Genomic DNA, 16,280 nt, shown 5'->3' with positions numbered 1-16,280 from the left:
GGCGGAAGCCATGTCCCTGGGCGTGAAGCTGGGCATGGATGCAGAAGTGCTGGCCGGCATCATCAACACCTCCAGCGGCCGCTGCTGGAGCTCGGAAGTGAACAACCCGCTCACCGGCGCCCCGGCGGCGCGCGGATACAGCGGCGGCTTCGGCACCGACCTGATGCTCAAGGACCTGGGCCTGGCCAGCGAGGCGGCCCGCCAGGTGCGCCAGCCCGTGCTACTCGGCGCGCTGGCCCAGCAACTGTTCCAGACCTTCAGCAACCTGGGCAACGGTCAGCTGGACTTCTCCGCCATCGTCAAGCTTTACGAACAAAGCTGAAACCCTGCGTAGGAGCGGACTTCGTCCGCGATGGTCTCCGGCGCGATGCGGACCTATCGCGGACGGAGTCCGCTCCTACACCTACCCCAGCAACCCACCTATCTCGGCTATCATGCGCGCTCCGCCCCACCGGATGCCGCCGATGATCCTCCGCCCGCAAACCCCGACACTCTGGGTCCTGCTGTTCTCCCTCAAGGGGTCGATCATCCCGGCCATCTGGCGCAAAGTGCTGTACACGGTGCTGCTCAGCTCGCTGGTAGTCGCCACCCACGGCACGCTCTACCACTACAAGGTGATCCTCACCTCCACGCCCTTCACCCTCTGGGGCCTGACGCTGGCGATCTTCCTCGGCTTCCGCAACAACGTCGCCTACCAGCGCTTCTGGGAGGCCCGCACGCTCTGGGGCGAACTGCTGATCGTGACCCGCAACCTGGCGCGCCAGGCCCGCTCGCTGCTGCCGGAACTGGACAGCGCAGGCCGTCGCCAACTGGGTAACCAGCTGATCGCCTTCACCTACGCCCTGCGCGACCAGTTGCGCGGCAACCCGCAGAGCGAAGACGTGCGCCGGCTGATGGGCGACGAGGCTGCCGCGCTGGCCACCAGCCGCAGCCCGACCAACGTGCTGCTCGCCAGCCTCGGCCAGCGCTTCGCCGAGCGCGGCCGCGCCAGTGGCGCCAGCGACATCAGCCTGACCGCCATCGACCAGCAGATGACCCGGCTGTCCTACGTGCTGGGCGGCTGCGAGCGCATCCGCAACACGCCGATTCCCTACCCCTACATCCTGATGCTGCACCGCATCGTGCACGTCTACTGCTTCCTGCTGCCCTTCTGCCTGGTGGACAGCATCGGCTGGTTCACCCCACTGGCGGTGTGCGTGCTGGCCTACACCTTCTTCGGCCTGGACGCCCTGGGCGACCAGATCGCCGATCCGTTCGACACCCAACCCAACGACCTGCCGCTGGACGCCATGAGCCGCAACCTGGAAATCGCCGTGCTGGAAATCCTCGGCGAGACCGACCTGCCCGAACCGCTGAAGCCGGTGGACGGCCTGCTGCTCTGATCCGGCCCTGAGGACCACTGAATGAACCACCTGAAAGACGTGCCGCTGAACAAGGCCTACCTGCTGCTCAACCACGGCCCGAGCACCATCGTCACCAGCGAGCATGACGGCGTCGCCAACGTCATGGCCGCCGCCTGGGTGATGCCGCTGGACTTCGATCCGCCCAAGCTGATGCTGGTACTCGACCGCAACACCTGGTCGCGTCACCTGGTGGAAGGCTCCGGCGCCTTCGTCATCCAGCTGCCGACCCGCCAGCAAGCCGAGCTGACTCTGGCGGTGGGTTCGAGCAACGGCGGTGAAGGCAACAAGTTCGAGCAGCTGGATATCCGCACGTCCCGCGCGAAGCTGGTCGAGGCACCGATCGTCGATGGCTGCGTGGCCTATCTGGAATGCAAGGTGATCAGCGAGCCGCACAACCAGGAGAAGTACGACCTGTTCATCGCCGAGGTGGTTGCCGCCTACGCCGATGAGCGTGCCTTCTCCAATGGTCGCTGGCATTTCCCCAGCGACGAGCTGCGCACCATCCACTACCAGGCCGGCGGCGCCTTCTTCGCCACCGGCGAAGCGTTCCAGGTCAGTCGGGGCTGACCGGCTGCCACTGTGCCGGCGCCGAGCCCAGCTCGGATGCCGGCAGATCCCAGTACTGCGGCGCCCCCGCCACCTGCAGCGGCGGGCGCAGGCGGCGCGCGTAGCCCCAGGGAGTGGTTTCGATTCCCGGCGCCAGATCAGCCCCCGTCTCCGCGGCCAGCTCCGCTGCCGCAGCAGGCGGCGCCCCCGCTTCCAGCAGGAACTGCGCAGTACGCGCCAGCGACAGGCGCCAGCGACTGCCACGCCCGCTACGCCGACGCTCTGCCAGCCCACGTAGCACTGCCGCAGCAATCAGATAACCCGTGGCGTGATCCAGCGCTTGGACTGGCAGTGGAACCGGCTTGTCTTCGCCGCGCCAGCGCTGCCCGACTCGAGCTGATGCCGCGCTACGCCAAGCTGATCTACACCGGCTACTGGTGGAGCCCGGAGCGCGAAATGCTCCAGCAGATGATCGATGCCTCCCAGGAGCACGTGAACGGCGTCGTGCGCCTGAAGCTGTACAAGGGCAACGTCATCGTGGTCGGCCGCAAGTCCGACGACTCGCTGTTCGATGCCAACATCGCGACCTTCGAGGAAGACGGCGGCGCCTACAACCAGGCTGATGCTGCTGGCTTCATCAAGCTCAACGCGCTGCGCATGCGTATTGCCGCGAACAAGGGCCGCAAGTTGTTCTAAGCGGCCCTGTGTAGGAGCGAGCTTGCTCGCGAAGCTTTTGCTTTTTGCGTGGTTCGCGAGCAAGCTCGCTCCTACAGTAGAACAACAATCCCCGGCCACGAGCCGGGGTTTGTGTTTATAAGCCCGCCAACCGGGCACCTGATGAGGAAAGAATCGATGAGACTGCTGCACACCATGCTGCGCGTCGGCGACATGGACAAATCCATCGCCTTCTACACCGAAGTCCTGGGCATGACCCTGCTGCGCCGCAAGGATTACCCGGACGGCCAGTTCACCCTGGCCTTCGTCGGCTACGGCAACGAAGACGACAACAGCGTCATCGAGCTGACCTACAACTGGGGCGTGGACAAGTACGAGCTGGGCACCGGCTACGGCCATATCGCCCTGGAAGTGGCCGACGTCTACAAGGCCTGCGAGGACATCCGCTCCCGTGGCGGCAAGATCACCCGCGAGCCGGGCCCGATGAAGCACGGCACCAGCATCCTGGCCTTCGTCGAAGATCCGGACGGCTACAAGATCGAGCTGCTGAGCCCGCAGCGCAAGGACTGATCCTTCGCCTGATCTAGAGAACCCCGCCCATCCGGCGGGGTTTTTCTTTTCCGGCTGTCATCAGAAAGTCACCACAGCGTTCATACTCAAGGGGCATCGACGCCGGACGCGTCGATTGCGGAAGCAGTTTCCGCCATTCGCTTGTCACAGTCAGAAGGAGCACGTTGCGGGCCGGAGAATCCCCGCCGCGAAGCCCCCGGCAGTGACGGCCGAATGGACGGCCGCATCGATTTATCGGAAAGCCCGCGCCACCGCGCCCGGCTTCCATCGTCAAGGAATACAGCATGTCCCCAAGACCGGTAAACAACGCCTCGGTCAGCCCCAAGGGCAGCCTCGAAACCCTCTCCCAGCGTGAAGTCCACCAGCTCAGCGAAGCCGGCTCGGGCAGCACCTACAAGCTCTTCCGCCAGTGTGCCCTGGCCATCCTCAACACCGGCACGCAGATCGACAACGCCAAGCACATCCTCGACGCCTACCGCGACTTCGAGCTGGAAATCCACCAGCAGGACCGCGGCGTGCGTCTGGAGCTGTTCAACGCGCCGGCCGACGCCTTCGTCGACGGCGAGATGATCGCCAGCACCCGCGAGATGCTCTTCAGCGCCCTGCGCGACATCGTCTACACGCAGAACGCGCTGAACAGCCGGCGCTTCGGCCTGGACAGCTCGGCCGGCATCACCGACTACGTCTTCCACCTGCTGCGCAACGCCCGTGCCCTGCACGCTGGCGTCGAGCCGAAGATCGTCGTCTGCTGGGGCGGCCACTCCATCAGCACCAACGAGTACAAGTACACCAAGAAGGTCGGCCACGAGCTGGGCCTGCGCAGCCTCGACGTGTGCACCGGTTGCGGCCCGGGGGTGATGAAGGGGCCGATGAAGGGCGCCACCATCGGCCACGCCAAGCAGCGCATCACCGACGGCCGCTACCTGGGCCTGACCGAGCCGGGGATCATCGCCGCCGAGGCGCCGAACCCGATCGTCAACGAGCTGGTGATCCTGCCGGACATCGAGAAGCGCCTGGAGGCCTTCGTCCGCATCGGCCACGGCATCATCGTGTTCCCCGGCGGCGTCGGCACGGCGGAGGAGTTCCTCTACCTGCTGGGCATCCTCATGCACCCGGAAAACCAGGACATGCCGTTCCCCCTGGTGCTCACCGGCCCGCGCAGCGCCGCCGCCTATATCGAGCAGCTGCACGCCTTCGTCGGCGCGACCCTGGGCGAGGCAGCCCAGCAGCGCTACCGCATAATCATCGACGACCCGGCGGAAGTGGCGCGGGAGATGAGCCAGGGGCTGAAGCGGGTCAAGCAGTTCCGCCGCGAGCGCAATGACGCTTACCACTTCAACTGGCTGCTGAAGATCGACGAGGGCTTCCAGCGCCCGTTCGAACCGACCCACGAGAACATGGCGAGCCTGGACCTTGGCCGCGACGTGCCGCCCCATGAGCTGGCGGCGAACCTGCGCCGGGCGTTCTCCGGCATCGTCGCCGGCAACGTGAAGGAGCATGGCATCCGCATGATCGAGGAGTTCGGCCCGTACGAGATCCACGGTGACGCGGCGATCATGGAGCCGCTGGATGAGTTGCTGCAGGCTTTCGTCGAACAGCACCGGATGAAGTTGCCGGGCGGGGCGGCGTATGAGCCGTGCTATCGGGTGGTGCAGCGCAGTCCGGCAATGGCCGACTGACTGAGAGCCTGCGCTTGGCAGGGGACAGTCCCCTCTCCCTCTGAGCGGGGCGCGTAGCCAGGGTCAGGGTGAGGGAAGCCGGCGGGCACGGTGCCGAGACTTGCCCTCACCCCAGCCCTCTCCTGGAGGGAGAGGGGGTAGGTGGTGCCGGCTGATGCTGTGGTTTCAACCTGCACCGAACAGTCCCCTCTCCCGCTTGCGGGAGAGGGTTAGGGTGAGGGGCTCTTGACCTGTAAGCGGCCATGCCGCGATCGCGCGCAGGGCCCGATTCCAAGCAGCAGAAAACAAAAAGCCCCGCCAGAATGCGGGGCTTTTTCATGCAGGTACTTCTTTCAGGAGCAGGCTTACAGATCGAAATCGTAGTCGGACAATTGGCGCTGCAGGCGACGTTCTTCCAGGTAGTTGTCGATGATGCGGCGCTTGGTCAGGTTGGTCTTGGCGACCTCTGGCGATGCTTCTGCGTTGTCATCGCTGTCGTCTGTGCTGACATCGTCCTCGAGTTCGAGGTCTTCTTTGTCGTTTGCCATTCGGTGCACTCCACAACACGGGGTGTGTTGGCGCCCCTTATAGCGACAAAGGAGTGGGCGGTAAAAAAGATTTTTTCAATCGAGCTGAAGGAATTTTCCCATAACGCTCAATCGTCCGAAGTCTTGTGCTTGAACTCGCACAGGTCTTCGATCCGGCAACTGCCGCACTGCGGCTTGCGGGCCTTGCAGACATAGCGCCCATGCAGGATCAGCCAGTGGTGGGCATCCAGCAGGTATTCCCTGGGCACGAACTTGAGCAGCTTGCGCTCCACTTCCAGCACATTGCGCCCCGGCGCGATATTGGTGCGGTTGGAAACGCGGAAGATGTGGGTGTCCACCGCCATCGCCGGCTGTCGGAAAGCCGTGTTGAGCACCACGTTGGCGGTCTTGCGCCCCACGCCCGGCAGGGCTTCGAGGTCTTCGCGGTTCTCCGGCACCTGGCCTCCGTGCTTCTCGATGAGGATGCGGCAGGTCTCGATGGTGTTCTTCGCCTTGCTGTTGTACAGGCCGATGGTCTTGATGTACTCCGACAGGCCTTCCACGCCGAGGGCGTAGATCGTCTCCGGGGTATTGGCCACCGGGTAGAGCTTGGCGGTGGCCTTGTTCACCCCGACGTCGGTGGCCTGGGCGGACAGCAGCACGGCGATCAGCAGCTCGAAGGGCGTGCTGTAGGCCAGCTCGGTTTCGGGGTTGGGATTGTCTTCCTTGAGTCGGCGGAAAATCTCCGCGCGCTTGGCGGCATTCATTCGATTACTCCGGTCACGCGGACGCGTTGGCGCTCGGTCGCGGGTGCGTCGCCCGCTGGCGCCTTGGCGCGGTCCGCCAGGCTTTCATCAATACGGTTCTTCAGTGCAAGCAGCAGGCCCAGCACCAGGAAGGCGCCGGGCGGCAACACGGCCAGCAGCAGGCCCTGGTAGCCGGGAATCTGCAGTTTCCAGTTGGCGGCGCCGGGGCCGAACAGCAAGTCCATGCCAGCCAGCAGGGTGCCATGGCCGAGCAGTTCGCGCAGGGTGCCGATGGCCAGCAGGACCAGGGCGAAGCCCAGCCCCATCATCAGCCCGTCGAAGGCCGAGCGCGCGACATTGTTGTGGACGGCGAAGGACTCGGCGCGGCCGAGGATCACGCAGTTGGTGGTGATCAGCGGCACGAAGATGCCCAGCACCTGGTACAGCTCGTAGCGCCAGGCCTGCATCAGCAGTTCGACGCAGGTGGTCAGGGTGGCGATGACCAGCAGGAAGGCCGGCAGGCGCACGGCTTCGCTCAGCGTGCCACGGATCAGCGATACAGCGACGCTGGAGCAGACCAGCACGAAGATAGTCGCCAGCCCGAGGCCAAGGGCGTTGACCATGGAGCTGCTGGTGCCCAGCAGTGGACACAGGCCGAGCAACTGCACCAGGCCGGGGTTGTTCTTCCACAGACCCTGCAGGGCGATTTCGCGGTAGCCGGGATTACTCATGACTGTCTCCCGAAGTGGCAGGGGCGAGCAGCTCGGCTTTATGGGCGTCGAAGTACTGCAGCGCCAGGTGCGTGGCCTTGACCACCGCGCGCGGGGTCACGGTGGCACCGGCGAACTGGTCGAACTGGCCGCCGTCCTTCTTCACCTTCCAGCCGGCATCGGCCGGGTCGCCCAGCGAGCGGCCGTCGAAGCCGTGCAGCCAGTTGCTCTTGCCCAGCTCGATGCGGTCGCCCTGGCCGGGTGTCTCATGGTGCGCCACCACGCGCACGCCAAGCAGGCGACCTTGCGCGGTTACGCCCACCAGCAGCTGGATCGAGCCGCCGTAACCATCCCGCGCCACGGGCTGCAGCACGACCGCCGTGGTCTGCCCCTGCAACCGGGCGATGTAGGCCGGCACCGGCTCGTCGCGGCCCAGCAGCTTGGGATCGAAGGCGCTGACTTCGGTCTCCAGTGGATGGTTGTCGTAGCTCCCCGCGGGCAGCAGCTCCAGCAGCGTGCGGCCATGTGCTTCGCGCTGGGCGGTGTCGATGCGCAGGGCGGTGAACTGGTGAACGGTCGCCACCACTCCGGCGGCTACCACCGCGAGCAGGCCCAGCGCCATGGCGTTCTTCAACAGTGCACGGTTCATCGGTCACCCGCCTTGAAGCCGCGCTCGGGCTTCTTGTGCCCGTAGGTGCGCGGGCGGGTGAAGTAGTCGAGGGTCGGCGCGGCGAGGTTCATCAGCAGCACGGCGAAGGCCAGGCCGTCGGGGTAGCCGCCCCAGGCGCGGATCACGAAGGTGAGCACGCCGACACCGATGCCGAACAGCAGCCGGCCGCGGTTGCTGGTGGCGCCGGAGACCGGGTCGGTGACGATGAAGAAGGCGCCCAGCATGGTGGCGCCGCTGAACAGGTGCAGCAGCGGCGAGCCATGGGAGTCGGAGCCGCTGCCGTTCCAGAACAGCAGGCTCATGACGAACAGGCCGCCGAGCATGCCCACCGGCGCGTGCCAGGTGAACAGCTTGCGCCAGAGCAGGAACAGCCCGCCGGCGAGGAAGGCCAGGTTGACCAGCTCCACGCCGTGCCCGCCGAAATGGCCGAAGGCGGGGGACTGCGCCAGCAGTTCTTCCATGGTCAGGCTGTGATTGTTGCGCACCACGTCCAGTGCCGTGGCGCCTACCCAGGCGTCCGGGCCCTGGCTTGCGAAGCCGAATATCTGCCGCAGGCCCTCGGCGAAACCGAGGGCGCTGTCCGCCGCCGGCCACTGGCTCATCTGCTGCGGGAAGGACACCAGCACTACCGCGTAGCCGACCATCGCCGGGTTGAACGGGTTCTGCCCGAGGCCGCCGTACAGGTGCTTGCCGAAGATCAGCGCGAACACCGTGGCCACCGCGCTCAGCCACCAGGGCGAGTAGGGCGGCAGGGCCAGGGCGAGCAGCACGGCGGTGACCAGCGCACTGCCGTCCTTGAGGAAGAATGCCACTGGGCGGTCGCGCAGCTTGAGCATCAGCGCTTCGGTGGCGAGGGCGAGCAGGCTGCACCAGAGCAGGTTGAACAGGGTGCCGACGCCGTACAGGCCGATCAGTACCAGCGCACCCGGAGCACAGGCGGCCAGCAGCGTCAGCATGACTCGCTGCATGCGGTTGGCGCCTGTGGCGTGGGGCGAGCTGATGCGGGGCAGCTTCATCAGGGCGCCTCGCCGCTGGCATCGGCGACGGCACGTTCCGCCGCTTGTAGGCGCTCGCGGGCAGTGGCCAGCGCCGCTTCGCCAGCGCCTTCGCGCTCGAGCTTCTTCAGGTCGGCACGGGCGTAGGCCAGTTCGGTCTTGGCGGCACGCAGGGCATCGGTAATCGGGCGCTTGTCGGTACGCACCAGGTCCGGCGGCGCCTTGCCGCTGGCATCCTCGGCGGCGTGCAGGGCGGCTTCCGCGGCGGCGAGAGTCTGGCGAATCACGGCCAGTTCTTCGGCGGATGCGCCTTCGCGTTCGGCGGCGCGCAGGGCATCGCGCTGGGCGATGTAGACCAGCTTGGCCTGGCGCAGGGCGAGCACGCCGTCGACGGGCTGCTCGGTCTTCGATTCGGTTGGCATGTCGATCCCCTGCAACTGGTTGAGTTGGCGTTCGATGCGCTCGACGTCCGCGCGCAACGAGGCGAGGGTGGCGCGCTGCTCGTCACTGGGTGACTCACCGAAAGCCTTCTCGGACTTCTTCAACTGGGCGCGGGCCATGGCGGCATCGATTTTCGCTTTCTTCTGCGCCGCTTCGTCCGAGACGGGGGCGGCAGCGGTCGTTGGCTCTGCGCTGGCGCTTTGTGCTTCGGCAGCCGCCAGTGCGGCTTTCGCCTCGGCGGCGGCGATGCGCAGCTCGGCCACCTGGCTGCGCAGCTGCTCGGTGTCATGGCTGGCCAGTTGCTTCTCGGCCTTGTTCAGCGCGACCTGGGCCATGCTGGCGTCGATCTTCAGCCGCTTGAGCTGGTCGGGCGCGTTGCCCACGGCTTTCTCGGCCTTCACCCGCTCGATCACCGATTGCGCCGCCGGCGCGCTGGGCGTCTCGATTTCGGCCTGGTCTTCCTGCGCGCGTGCCGCACGTTCCTGGCGGGCCAGGCGGTCGACAGCGCGCTGTTCTTCCTCGCGGCGCAGGCGTTCCTGGCGTTGCTCGAAGCGCAGGCGCGACTGTTCGGCCTTCAACTGGCGCTGCTCCAATTCGCGAATCTCGCCCTTGGCGGCGCGGTAGTACTGCACCAGCGGAATGCTCGACGGGCAGACGTAGGCGCAGGCGCCGCATTCGATGCAGTCGAACAGGTTGTGCGCGAGGAGTTGCTGGTGGTCCTCGGCGAAAAAATACAGCTGCTGCGGCAGCAGGCTGGCAGGGCAGACCTGCGCGCAGTCGCCACAGCGGATGCAGGGCATCGCCTGTGCCGGGGCCGGCAGTTCCTCGCGCGTGGCGGCCAGCAGGCAGTTGGCGGTCTTGATCAGCGGCACGTCCAGTGACGGCAGACTGTCGCCCATCAGCGGGCCGCCGAGGAGCAGACGGTCCAGCTTGGCGTGGTCGAGACCAGCGAACTCCAGCAGCTCGCCCACGGGCGTGCCGAGCAGCGCTTCGACGTTGCACGGACGCGCCAGCGCGGCGCCGGAGAGGGTGGTGATGCGCGAGATCAGCGGCCGCCCGCGCAGCACGGCGTCGGCCACGGCGACGGCGGTGCCGACGTTCACACAGAGCATGCCGATATCCGCCGGCAGGCCGCCGACAGGCACTTCACGGCCGGTGAGCAGCTGGATCAGCTGACGCTCGCCGCCGGAGGGGTAGCGGGTGGGGACTGGTTGCAGGCGGATCGACCGTTCACCGATGGCGGCCTGCATGGCGGCGATGGCCTCGGGCTTGTCGTCCTCGATGCCGAGCAGTACCTGCTGCGGCTGGAGGATGTGCATCAGCACTTCGATGCCTTGCACCAGTTCGGCGGCGCGCTCGCGCATCAGCAGGTCGTCGGCGCTGATGTACGGCTCGCACTCGGCACCGTTGATGATCAGCGTGTGCAGATCGTCCTGGGCGCGGGAGGCCAGCTTGGCGGCGGTGGGGAAGCCGGCGCCGCCGAGGCCGGTGATGCCCGCCTGCCGAATGCGTTGTAGAAGCTCGACCCCGGAGAGTGAAGCGTAATCGGAGATGGGCTCCAGCTTGGTCCATTCATCCGCGCCGTCGCTGTCGATGACGATGGCGAGCACCAAAAGGCCGGAACTGTGTGGATAGGGCTGCTCGCTTATCTGGACCACGGTGCCGGAGGTCGGCGCGTGCAGCGCGGCGCTGATGGCGCTGCCTGCTTCGGCGATCAGTTGGCCCTTGAGCACGCGCTGGCCGACTTCGACGCAGGGCACGGCAGGCTCGCCGATATGCTGTTGCAGCGGCAGTACCAGACGGCGCGGCAGCGGTGGCTGCTGGATTGGTGTGGCGGTGGACTGCTGCTTGTTCGCCGGCAGCGTCAGGCCGCCGGGGAAGTCCCAGACCTGCGCGTTCATGCCGCCTGCTCCCGGTCGGTCTGGATCAGCTGGCCCTGCGGCAGCGGCCATTTCCAGTCGGCGACGCGCAGCGGCAGGTCGCGCATCTCGATGCAGTCCACCGGGCAGGGCTCCAGGCACAGGTCGCAGCCGGTGCATTCGTCGCTGATCACCGTGTGCATCAGCTTGGCCGCACCGACGATGGCGTCCACCGGGCAGGCGCGGATGCACTTGGTGCAGCCGATGCACTCGGCCTCGCGGATGTAGGCCACGCGCAGTGGTGTCTCTTCTGCGGCGTCCAGCGGCAGCGGTTCAACGTCCAGCAACTCGGCAAGGGCGGCGATGGTCGCGGCTCCGCCGGGCGGGCACTTGTTGATCGCATCACCCTCGGCGATGGCCTGGGCGTAGGGCTTGCAGCCGGCGTAGCCGCACTGGCCGCACTGGGTCTGCGGCAGCAGGTCGTTGATCTGCCCGGCGATGGACTCGTCGGCGACTTTCACCCGCGCTGAGGCCATGCGCAGCGCCACGGCGCCACCAAGACAAACCAGGATGATCAGCAGCGCCGCGATCATGGCTTGAGCAGCCCGCTGAAGCCCATGAACGCCAGGGACATCAGCCCGGCGGTGATCATGCCGATGGCCGCGCCCTTGAACGGTTTGGGCACGTCGGCGAGGGCGATGCGCTCGCGCAGGGCAGCGAACAGCACCAGCACCAGGGTGAAGCCCAGCCCAGCGCCGAAGCCCTGGAAGGTGGATTGCAGGAAACCGAACTCGCTCTGGCGAGCGTTCAGCAGCGCCACACCGAGCACGATGCAGTTGGTGGTGGTCAGCGGCAGGAAGATACCCAGCGTGCGGGCCAGCAGCGAGCTGGTCTTCTTCACCAGCAGCTCGGTGAACTGCACGACGATGGCTATCACCAGGATGAAGCCGATGGTGCGCAGGAATTCCACGTCCAGCGGTTGCAGCACGTAGCGCTGCAGGATGTAGCCCAGCGCCGAGGCCAGGGTCAGGACGAAGGTGGTCGCCAGGGCCAGCGCGAGCGCCGTCTCGATCTTGCGCGACACGCCCATGAACGGGCAGATGCCGAGGAACTGCACCAGCACGAAGTTGTTGACCAGGATGGCGCTGACCAGGATCAGGGCGAGTTCGCTCATGGCTGGCGGCCTGCGCTGGGGCGGGGACGGTTCATGTTCAGATTCCGCTGATCAGCAGGTCGATGGCGGCGATGATCTCCAGGCGCAGGTGCGCCAGGCTGCCCACTGGCTCGCCCAGCTCGCGGCGCGCGATACCGGCCATCTGCGGGGTCAGCAGCAGGAGCGTCTCATCGCCCACGCGCACTTCCGGCATCAGCCGATTGATGCCGGCCAGGCCCTGGGCGCGGCTGAGCGGAATCACCATGCGCGTGTTCAGCGTGGCCAGCAGGTCGCTCTGCACGTCCAGCAGCAGCGGTATCGCCTCGCGGGTGCGCGGGTTGGCGTTGCGGTAGAGGTCGAACTGCTTCATCAGAAGCTCCGCAAGCCATCGCTGAACACGCCGGTTTCCTCGACATGCTGGTTGTAGGTATCGATGGCCGCGCGGTTCTGCTCCAGCCAGCGCTGGCCCAGGCGCTCCTTGACCACATCGGCCAGCGCCTCTTCCAGCACCGCCGAGAGGTTCACGTCCAGTTCACGGGCCTGTTTCAGCAGGTCGCTGTTGAGGCTGAGGTTGGTGGCCTTCTTCGGTGCTTGCGGGTCGTAGGTCGTGTGCATGGGCACCTCCACGGTAGATGCGCATAGGTTATGCGCATTGCTTGCGCGGAACAATCTTCACGCACCGCAAAGCAGTTGCGGCGTCGGGGTCGGCAGGAGGAATATCGCTGGCTGCCGAACTCGCTTGGCACCCTCCACGGATACTTCCATGCCCAGACGCTTCACCGCCCTCTGCCTGCTGTTCTCCAGTGGCCTGGCCTCGGCCGCGCCGTTCACCACCGCCGACCTCGTTAGTTGGCCGCGCATGGGCGTGGCGGATTTCGCCTGCCTGCTGGAGCAGCGCACGGGCCACGCTGACGCGCAGTTCGGCTGCGCAGCCAGCAGGAAGCTGAGCAACTGGGGCGATGCGTGCCATGACACTGACATCAGCTACGCCGGCCCGCAGCTACCGGAAACGCTGGTTCGCCAGCTCGATCCGCGCATCGCGGCGGTGGACCTGGACTGGGAATACGGCCGCCTGCAGTCGGTGAATGTCACCTTCGACAAGATCATGACGGCGGAGGAGGTGGCCGACATCTTCCCGGACGTGAACCTGGACGACCCCACCTCACGGGACAACCTGAGCAACGCCTCACTGCAGGACTGCGCGTCGGATGCTTCGTGTCTCTACCTGGAAGGCTTCGAGCACCTGGGTGGTGGTGACGTGGATTGCGAGGATGCCCAGTAACGCCAGGGCGGGTGCCCTGGCGTTGAGCGGAGTCAGTCGGCCTTGTGCGTGTGGCGCCGCTTGCCGAGCTTGCGCCACAGCCAGCGCAGGATCAGCCCGCCAATCAGCAACACGACCAGCAGCGGCAGGCCGAACGCTGCGACCTGGATGGCGTTGACGGTGCCGTCGGTGAGTTCTTCCAGGGAGTTGCCGAAGGCATTGCCGATGCGCGACCAGCGGCCGGTGGGCTGGTATTCGCTGGAGAAGTCCAGGGTCAGCAGGTTGGTGGAGATGCGTCGCTGCTGCTGGGCGGCGTCCTGACTGGCGGCGTGCAGTTGCTGCTCGACTTCGGCGGTGGCCTTGGCGAGAGCCAGCAGGTCGCTGACGCTCATGTCCTTACGGCCCTGGAAGCCTTGCAGGGTCTGGTATTCGCGCTGCAGGCGGTCGCGCAGCTGCTGGTTGTCGCTGACGGCCTGGGCAAGGTCTTCGGCCTGGGTGCTGCGGCTCTGCAGTTGGCCGCCCTCGGCGGCGAGGGTGACGAGTTTTTCCACACCGTCGGGGACGATACGCACGACAAGATGCGCGCTGCGTCGCTGGCTGTCGCCGCTCTGCTCGATGGCGATCAGCTCGCACTGGCCGAAGCGGTCCTGGCTGCAGGCATCGCGGGAGGCGGCCAGCTGGGCGTCGATGCGCTCGCTGGCCAGACGGATGCCGACCCGGTGTTCGTAGGCGAGGAAGGAGCCGGCTTTCGCCGCTTCCCCCTGGAAAGCGGCGCCGGAGCCGGCGCCGTGCTCGGTAGAAGCATTACAACCGGCGAGGGCGGCGCTCAGAAGGAGCGCAGCCCAGTGGTGCAGTTTCATCGATGGCCTCCTTGCCGTGATGAGTCGTCTTACTTGACGCGCTGGCCGGGCTTGGCGCCGCTGTCCGGGCTCAGCAGGTAGATTTCCTCACCGCCGGGGCCGGCGGCCAGGACCATGCCCTCGGAGACGCCGAACTTCATCTTGCGCGGGGCCAGGTTAGCCACGTACAGGGTCAGGCGGCCTTCGAGCTTGCTCGGGTCCGGGTAGGCGCTCTTGATGCCGGAGAACACGTTGCGCTTCTCGTCGCCGATGTCCAGGGACAGGCGCAGCAGCTTGTCGGCGCCCTCGACGAACTCGCACTTCTCGATCAGCGCGATGCGCAGGTCCACGGCGGCGAAGGCGTCGAAGTTGATCTCCGCGGCCAGCGGGTCCTTGGTCAGTTCGCCATTGCCGGCAGGCTTGTTGGCGGCGGCGAGGTCTTCCTTGGAGGCTTCGATCATGGCTTCGATTTTCGCAGGCTCGATACGGGTCATCAGCGGGTTGAACGGGTTCAGCTGGTGGTTGGCCAGCAGTTGCTCATGGTCGGCCCACTTGAGCGGGGCGACGTTGAGGAAGGCTTCGGCGGCTTCGGCCAGCTTCGGCAGCACGGGCTTGAGGAAGATCACCAGCTGGCGGAACAGGTTCACGCCCAGGGCACAGATGGCCTGGACTTCATCCTGCTTGCCTTCCTGCTTGTTCAGCGACCACGGGGCCTTGTCGGCGATCCAGGCGTTGGCCTGGTCGGCCAGGGCCATGATCTCGCGCATGGCGCGGCCGAAGTCACGGGCTTCGTAGGCGGCGGCGATGCTCGGCGCGGCGTCCTTGAAGGCCTGGGCCAGTTCCGGCGCCGGGTTGGCGTCCGCCAGCAGGCCGTTGTTGCCCTTGTGGATGAAGCCGGCGCAACGGCTGGCGATGTTGACCACCTTGCCGACCAGGTCGGAGTTGACCTTCTGCACGAAGTCTTCGAGGTTCAGGTCGAGGTCGTCGACGCCGCGGCCCAGCTTGGAGGCGTAGTAGTAGCGCAGGTATTCCGGGTCCAGGTGGTCCAGGTAGGTGCGCGCCTTGACGAAGGTGCCGCGCGACTTGGACATCTTCTGGCCGTTGACGGTCAGGTAGCCGTGCACGTTGACCGCGGTCGGCTTGCGGTAGCCGGCGCCCTGGAGCATGGCGGGCCAGAACAGCGCGTGGAAGTTGACGATGTCCTTGCCGATGAAGTGGTACAGCTCGGCCTCGGAGCCTTCTTTCCAGTAGGCGTCGAAGTCCAGCTCCGGGCGGCGCGCGCAGAGGTTCTTGAAGCTGGCCATGTAGCCGATCGGCGCGTCCAGCCAGACGTAGAAGTACTTGCCCGGCGCGTCGGGAATCTCGAAGCCGAAGTAGGGCGCGTCGCGGGAGATGTCCCACTCCTGCAGGCCGGCATCCAGCCACTCGGCGAGCTTGTTGGCGACCGAGTCCTGCAAGGTGCCGCTGCGGGTCCACTGCTGCAGCATCTCCTGGAAGTCAGGCAGCTTGAAGAAGTAGTGCAGCGACTCCTTGAGCACCGGGGTGGCGCCGGAGATCGCCGATTTCGGATCCTTCAGCTCGGTCGGGGCGTAGGTCGCGCCGCAGGCTTCGCAGTTGTCGCCGTACTGGTCGGCGGTGCCGCACTTCGGGCAGGTGCCCTTGATGAAGCGGTCGGCCAGGAACATCTGCTTTTCCGGGTCGAAGTACTGGGTCACCGKGCGGGTGGCGATGTGGCCGGCCTCGCGCAGCTTCAGGTAGATGGCCGAGGACAGCTCGCGGTTCTCTTCCGAGTGGGTCGAGTGGTAGTTGTCGAAGTTCACCTGGAAGTCGGCGAAGTCGGCCATGTGCTCGGCGCGCACGCCATCGATCAGTTGCTCGGAGGTGATGCCTTCGCGTTCGGCGCGCAGCATGATGGCCGAGCCGTGGGCATCGTCCGCGCACACGTACACCGCCTGGTTGCCACGCATCTTCTGGAAGCGCACCCAGATGTCGGTCTGGATGTACTCCAGCATGTGACCCAGGTGGATCGAACCATTGGCGTAGGGCAGGGCGCTGGTGACGAGGATCTTGCGGGCTTCGGACATGATGATCGGCCGTTCCGGTTAAAACGAGGGAATCGGCAACTATATAGGAAGCGACCTGTGGCAGGCCAGAACGGGCTACAGGCGGCAGGTCACAGGCGGCAGGCAGGAGCCAGGTGATGCGATGCGCCGCACCTGAAGCCTGC

The 16,280-nt window shown here is 66.2% G+C and carries 18 protein-coding genes and 2 pseudogenes; 7 read left to right on the top strand and 13 right to left on the bottom strand.

The genetic code is table 11. The features are described from left to right. The 3 genes from QO207_RS29075 to QO207_RS29065 all read left to right on the top strand — a co-directional run. Positions 1-322: NAD-binding protein (locus tag QO207_RS29075; RefSeq protein ID WP_301535713.1), on the top strand; the 322-nt coding region annotated here is incomplete at its 5' end. Between the two features lie 142 nt (positions 323-464). Next, positions 465-1,382, top strand: a complete 918-nt coding sequence (locus tag QO207_RS29070; RefSeq protein ID WP_301535712.1) for a bestrophin family protein — start codon at positions 465-467, stop codon at positions 1,380-1,382. A gap of 21 nt (positions 1,383-1,403) precedes the next feature. Beyond that, positions 1,404-1,970, top strand: coding sequence for a flavin reductase family protein (locus tag QO207_RS29065; RefSeq protein ID WP_301535711.1), 567 nt, complete (start codon positions 1,404-1,406; stop codon positions 1,968-1,970). Here the strand turns inward: QO207_RS29065 and QO207_RS29060 are convergent. Beyond that, positions 1,957-2,307, bottom strand: a pseudogene (locus QO207_RS29060) (acyl-CoA transferase); the annotation flags it as partial. The gene QO207_RS29065 and the pseudogene QO207_RS29060 overlap by 14 nt on opposite strands. 35 nt (positions 2,308-2,342) lie before the next feature. On the opposite strand from QO207_RS29060, the pseudogene QO207_RS29055 reads away from it, so the two are divergent. The 3 genes and pseudogenes from QO207_RS29055 to ppnN all read left to right on the top strand — a co-directional run. Beyond that, positions 2,343-2,645: pseudogene (locus QO207_RS29055) on the top strand (argininosuccinate synthase); the annotation flags it as partial. A 156-nt stretch (positions 2,646-2,801) separates the two neighbouring features. After that, the gene (gloA, locus tag QO207_RS29050; RefSeq protein WP_017521018.1) at positions 2,802-3,194 is read left to right on the top strand and encodes a lactoylglutathione lyase; all 393 of its coding nucleotides are present in this window, start codon (positions 2,802-2,804) and stop codon (positions 3,192-3,194) included. Positions 3,195-3,478: 284 nt separating this feature from the next. Then, the gene (gene ppnN / locus QO207_RS29045) at positions 3,479-4,873 is read left to right on the top strand and encodes a nucleotide 5'-monophosphate nucleosidase PpnN (protein WP_301535710.1); all 1,395 of its coding nucleotides are present in this window, start codon (positions 3,479-3,481) and stop codon (positions 4,871-4,873) included. Between the two features lie 344 nt (positions 4,874-5,217). Here the strand turns inward: ppnN and QO207_RS29040 are convergent, their stop codons facing one another. From QO207_RS29040 to QO207_RS28995, 10 genes are all read right to left on the bottom strand, one after another. After that, positions 5,218-5,400 (bottom strand): PA3496 family putative envelope integrity protein, encoded by a 183-nt coding sequence (locus QO207_RS29040; protein ID WP_301535709.1) that lies wholly within the window; start codon positions 5,398-5,400, stop codon positions 5,218-5,220. A gap of 107 nt (positions 5,401-5,507) precedes the next feature. After that, a complete protein-coding gene (nth, locus tag QO207_RS29035) occupies positions 5,508-6,146 on the bottom strand; it encodes an endonuclease III (protein WP_301535708.1) in 639 nt (212 codons plus the stop codon). Further along, positions 6,143-6,856, bottom strand: coding sequence for an electron transport complex subunit E (locus QO207_RS29030; RefSeq protein ID WP_301535707.1), 714 nt, complete (start codon positions 6,854-6,856; stop codon positions 6,143-6,145). The genes nth and QO207_RS29030 overlap by 4 nt, the downstream gene beginning before the upstream one ends. Continuing rightward, entirely contained in the window at positions 6,849-7,484 is a 636-nt protein-coding gene (rsxG, locus tag QO207_RS29025) for an electron transport complex subunit RsxG (protein ID WP_301535706.1), read from the bottom strand. The genes QO207_RS29030 and rsxG overlap by 8 nt, the downstream gene beginning before the upstream one ends. Then, positions 7,481-8,521 (bottom strand): RnfABCDGE type electron transport complex subunit D, encoded by a 1,041-nt coding sequence (locus QO207_RS29020; RefSeq protein ID WP_301535705.1) that lies wholly within the window; start codon positions 8,519-8,521, stop codon positions 7,481-7,483. The genes rsxG and QO207_RS29020 overlap by 4 nt, the downstream gene beginning before the upstream one ends. Further along, on the bottom strand, positions 8,521-10,842 hold the full coding sequence (gene rsxC, locus QO207_RS29015; RefSeq protein ID WP_301535704.1) for an electron transport complex subunit RsxC: 2,322 nt from the start codon (positions 10,840-10,842) through the stop codon (positions 8,521-8,523). Before rsxC ends, QO207_RS29020 begins: the two co-directional genes overlap by 1 nt. Further along, positions 10,839-11,393 (bottom strand): electron transport complex subunit RsxB, encoded by a 555-nt coding sequence (gene rsxB / locus QO207_RS29010; protein WP_301535703.1) that lies wholly within the window; start codon positions 11,391-11,393, stop codon positions 10,839-10,841. The genes rsxC and rsxB overlap by 4 nt, the downstream gene beginning before the upstream one ends. Next, complete coding sequence (rsxA, locus tag QO207_RS29005) at positions 11,390-11,974, bottom strand: electron transport complex subunit RsxA (RefSeq protein WP_301535702.1); 585 nt, start codon at positions 11,972-11,974, stop codon at positions 11,390-11,392. The genes rsxB and rsxA overlap by 4 nt, the downstream gene beginning before the upstream one ends. 37 nt (positions 11,975-12,011) lie before the next feature. Next, entirely contained in the window at positions 12,012-12,323 is a 312-nt protein-coding gene (locus QO207_RS29000; RefSeq protein ID WP_301535701.1) for a CcdB family protein, read from the bottom strand. After that, on the bottom strand, positions 12,323-12,568 hold the full coding sequence (locus QO207_RS28995) for a type II toxin-antitoxin system CcdA family antitoxin (protein ID WP_301535700.1): 246 nt from the start codon (positions 12,566-12,568) through the stop codon (positions 12,323-12,325). The genes QO207_RS29000 and QO207_RS28995 overlap by 1 nt, the downstream gene beginning before the upstream one ends. Before the next feature lie 148 nt (positions 12,569-12,716). On the opposite strand from QO207_RS28995, the gene QO207_RS28990 reads away from it, so the two are divergent. Further along, on the top strand, positions 12,717-13,235 hold the full coding sequence (locus QO207_RS28990) for a hypothetical protein (protein WP_301535699.1): 519 nt from the start codon (positions 12,717-12,719) through the stop codon (positions 13,233-13,235). A gap of 32 nt (positions 13,236-13,267) precedes the next feature. On the opposite strand, the gene QO207_RS28985 is transcribed toward QO207_RS28990, so the two are convergent. Both QO207_RS28985 and metG read right to left on the bottom strand, forming a co-directional pair. Further along, positions 13,268-14,068 carry a DUF4349 domain-containing protein gene (locus tag QO207_RS28985; protein ID WP_367620492.1) on the bottom strand — a complete coding sequence of 267 codons (801 nt, stop codon included), beginning with the start codon at positions 14,066-14,068 and terminating at the stop codon, positions 13,268-13,270. A 35-nt stretch (positions 14,069-14,103) separates the two neighbouring features. Next, positions 14,104-16,137: a methionine--tRNA ligase gene (metG, locus tag QO207_RS28980; RefSeq protein WP_301535697.1), complete on the bottom strand. Its 2,034-nt coding sequence runs from the start codon at positions 16,135-16,137 to the stop codon at positions 14,104-14,106. Positions 16,138-16,280 lie beyond the last annotated feature (143 nt).

Origin of the sequence: Pseudomonas sp. CAN1, from assembly GCF_030462585.1 — a bacterium.
GTDB lineage: Bacteria > Pseudomonadota > Gammaproteobacteria > Pseudomonadales > Pseudomonadaceae > Pseudomonas.
This window is presented reverse-complemented; position numbering and strand designations above follow the sequence as displayed.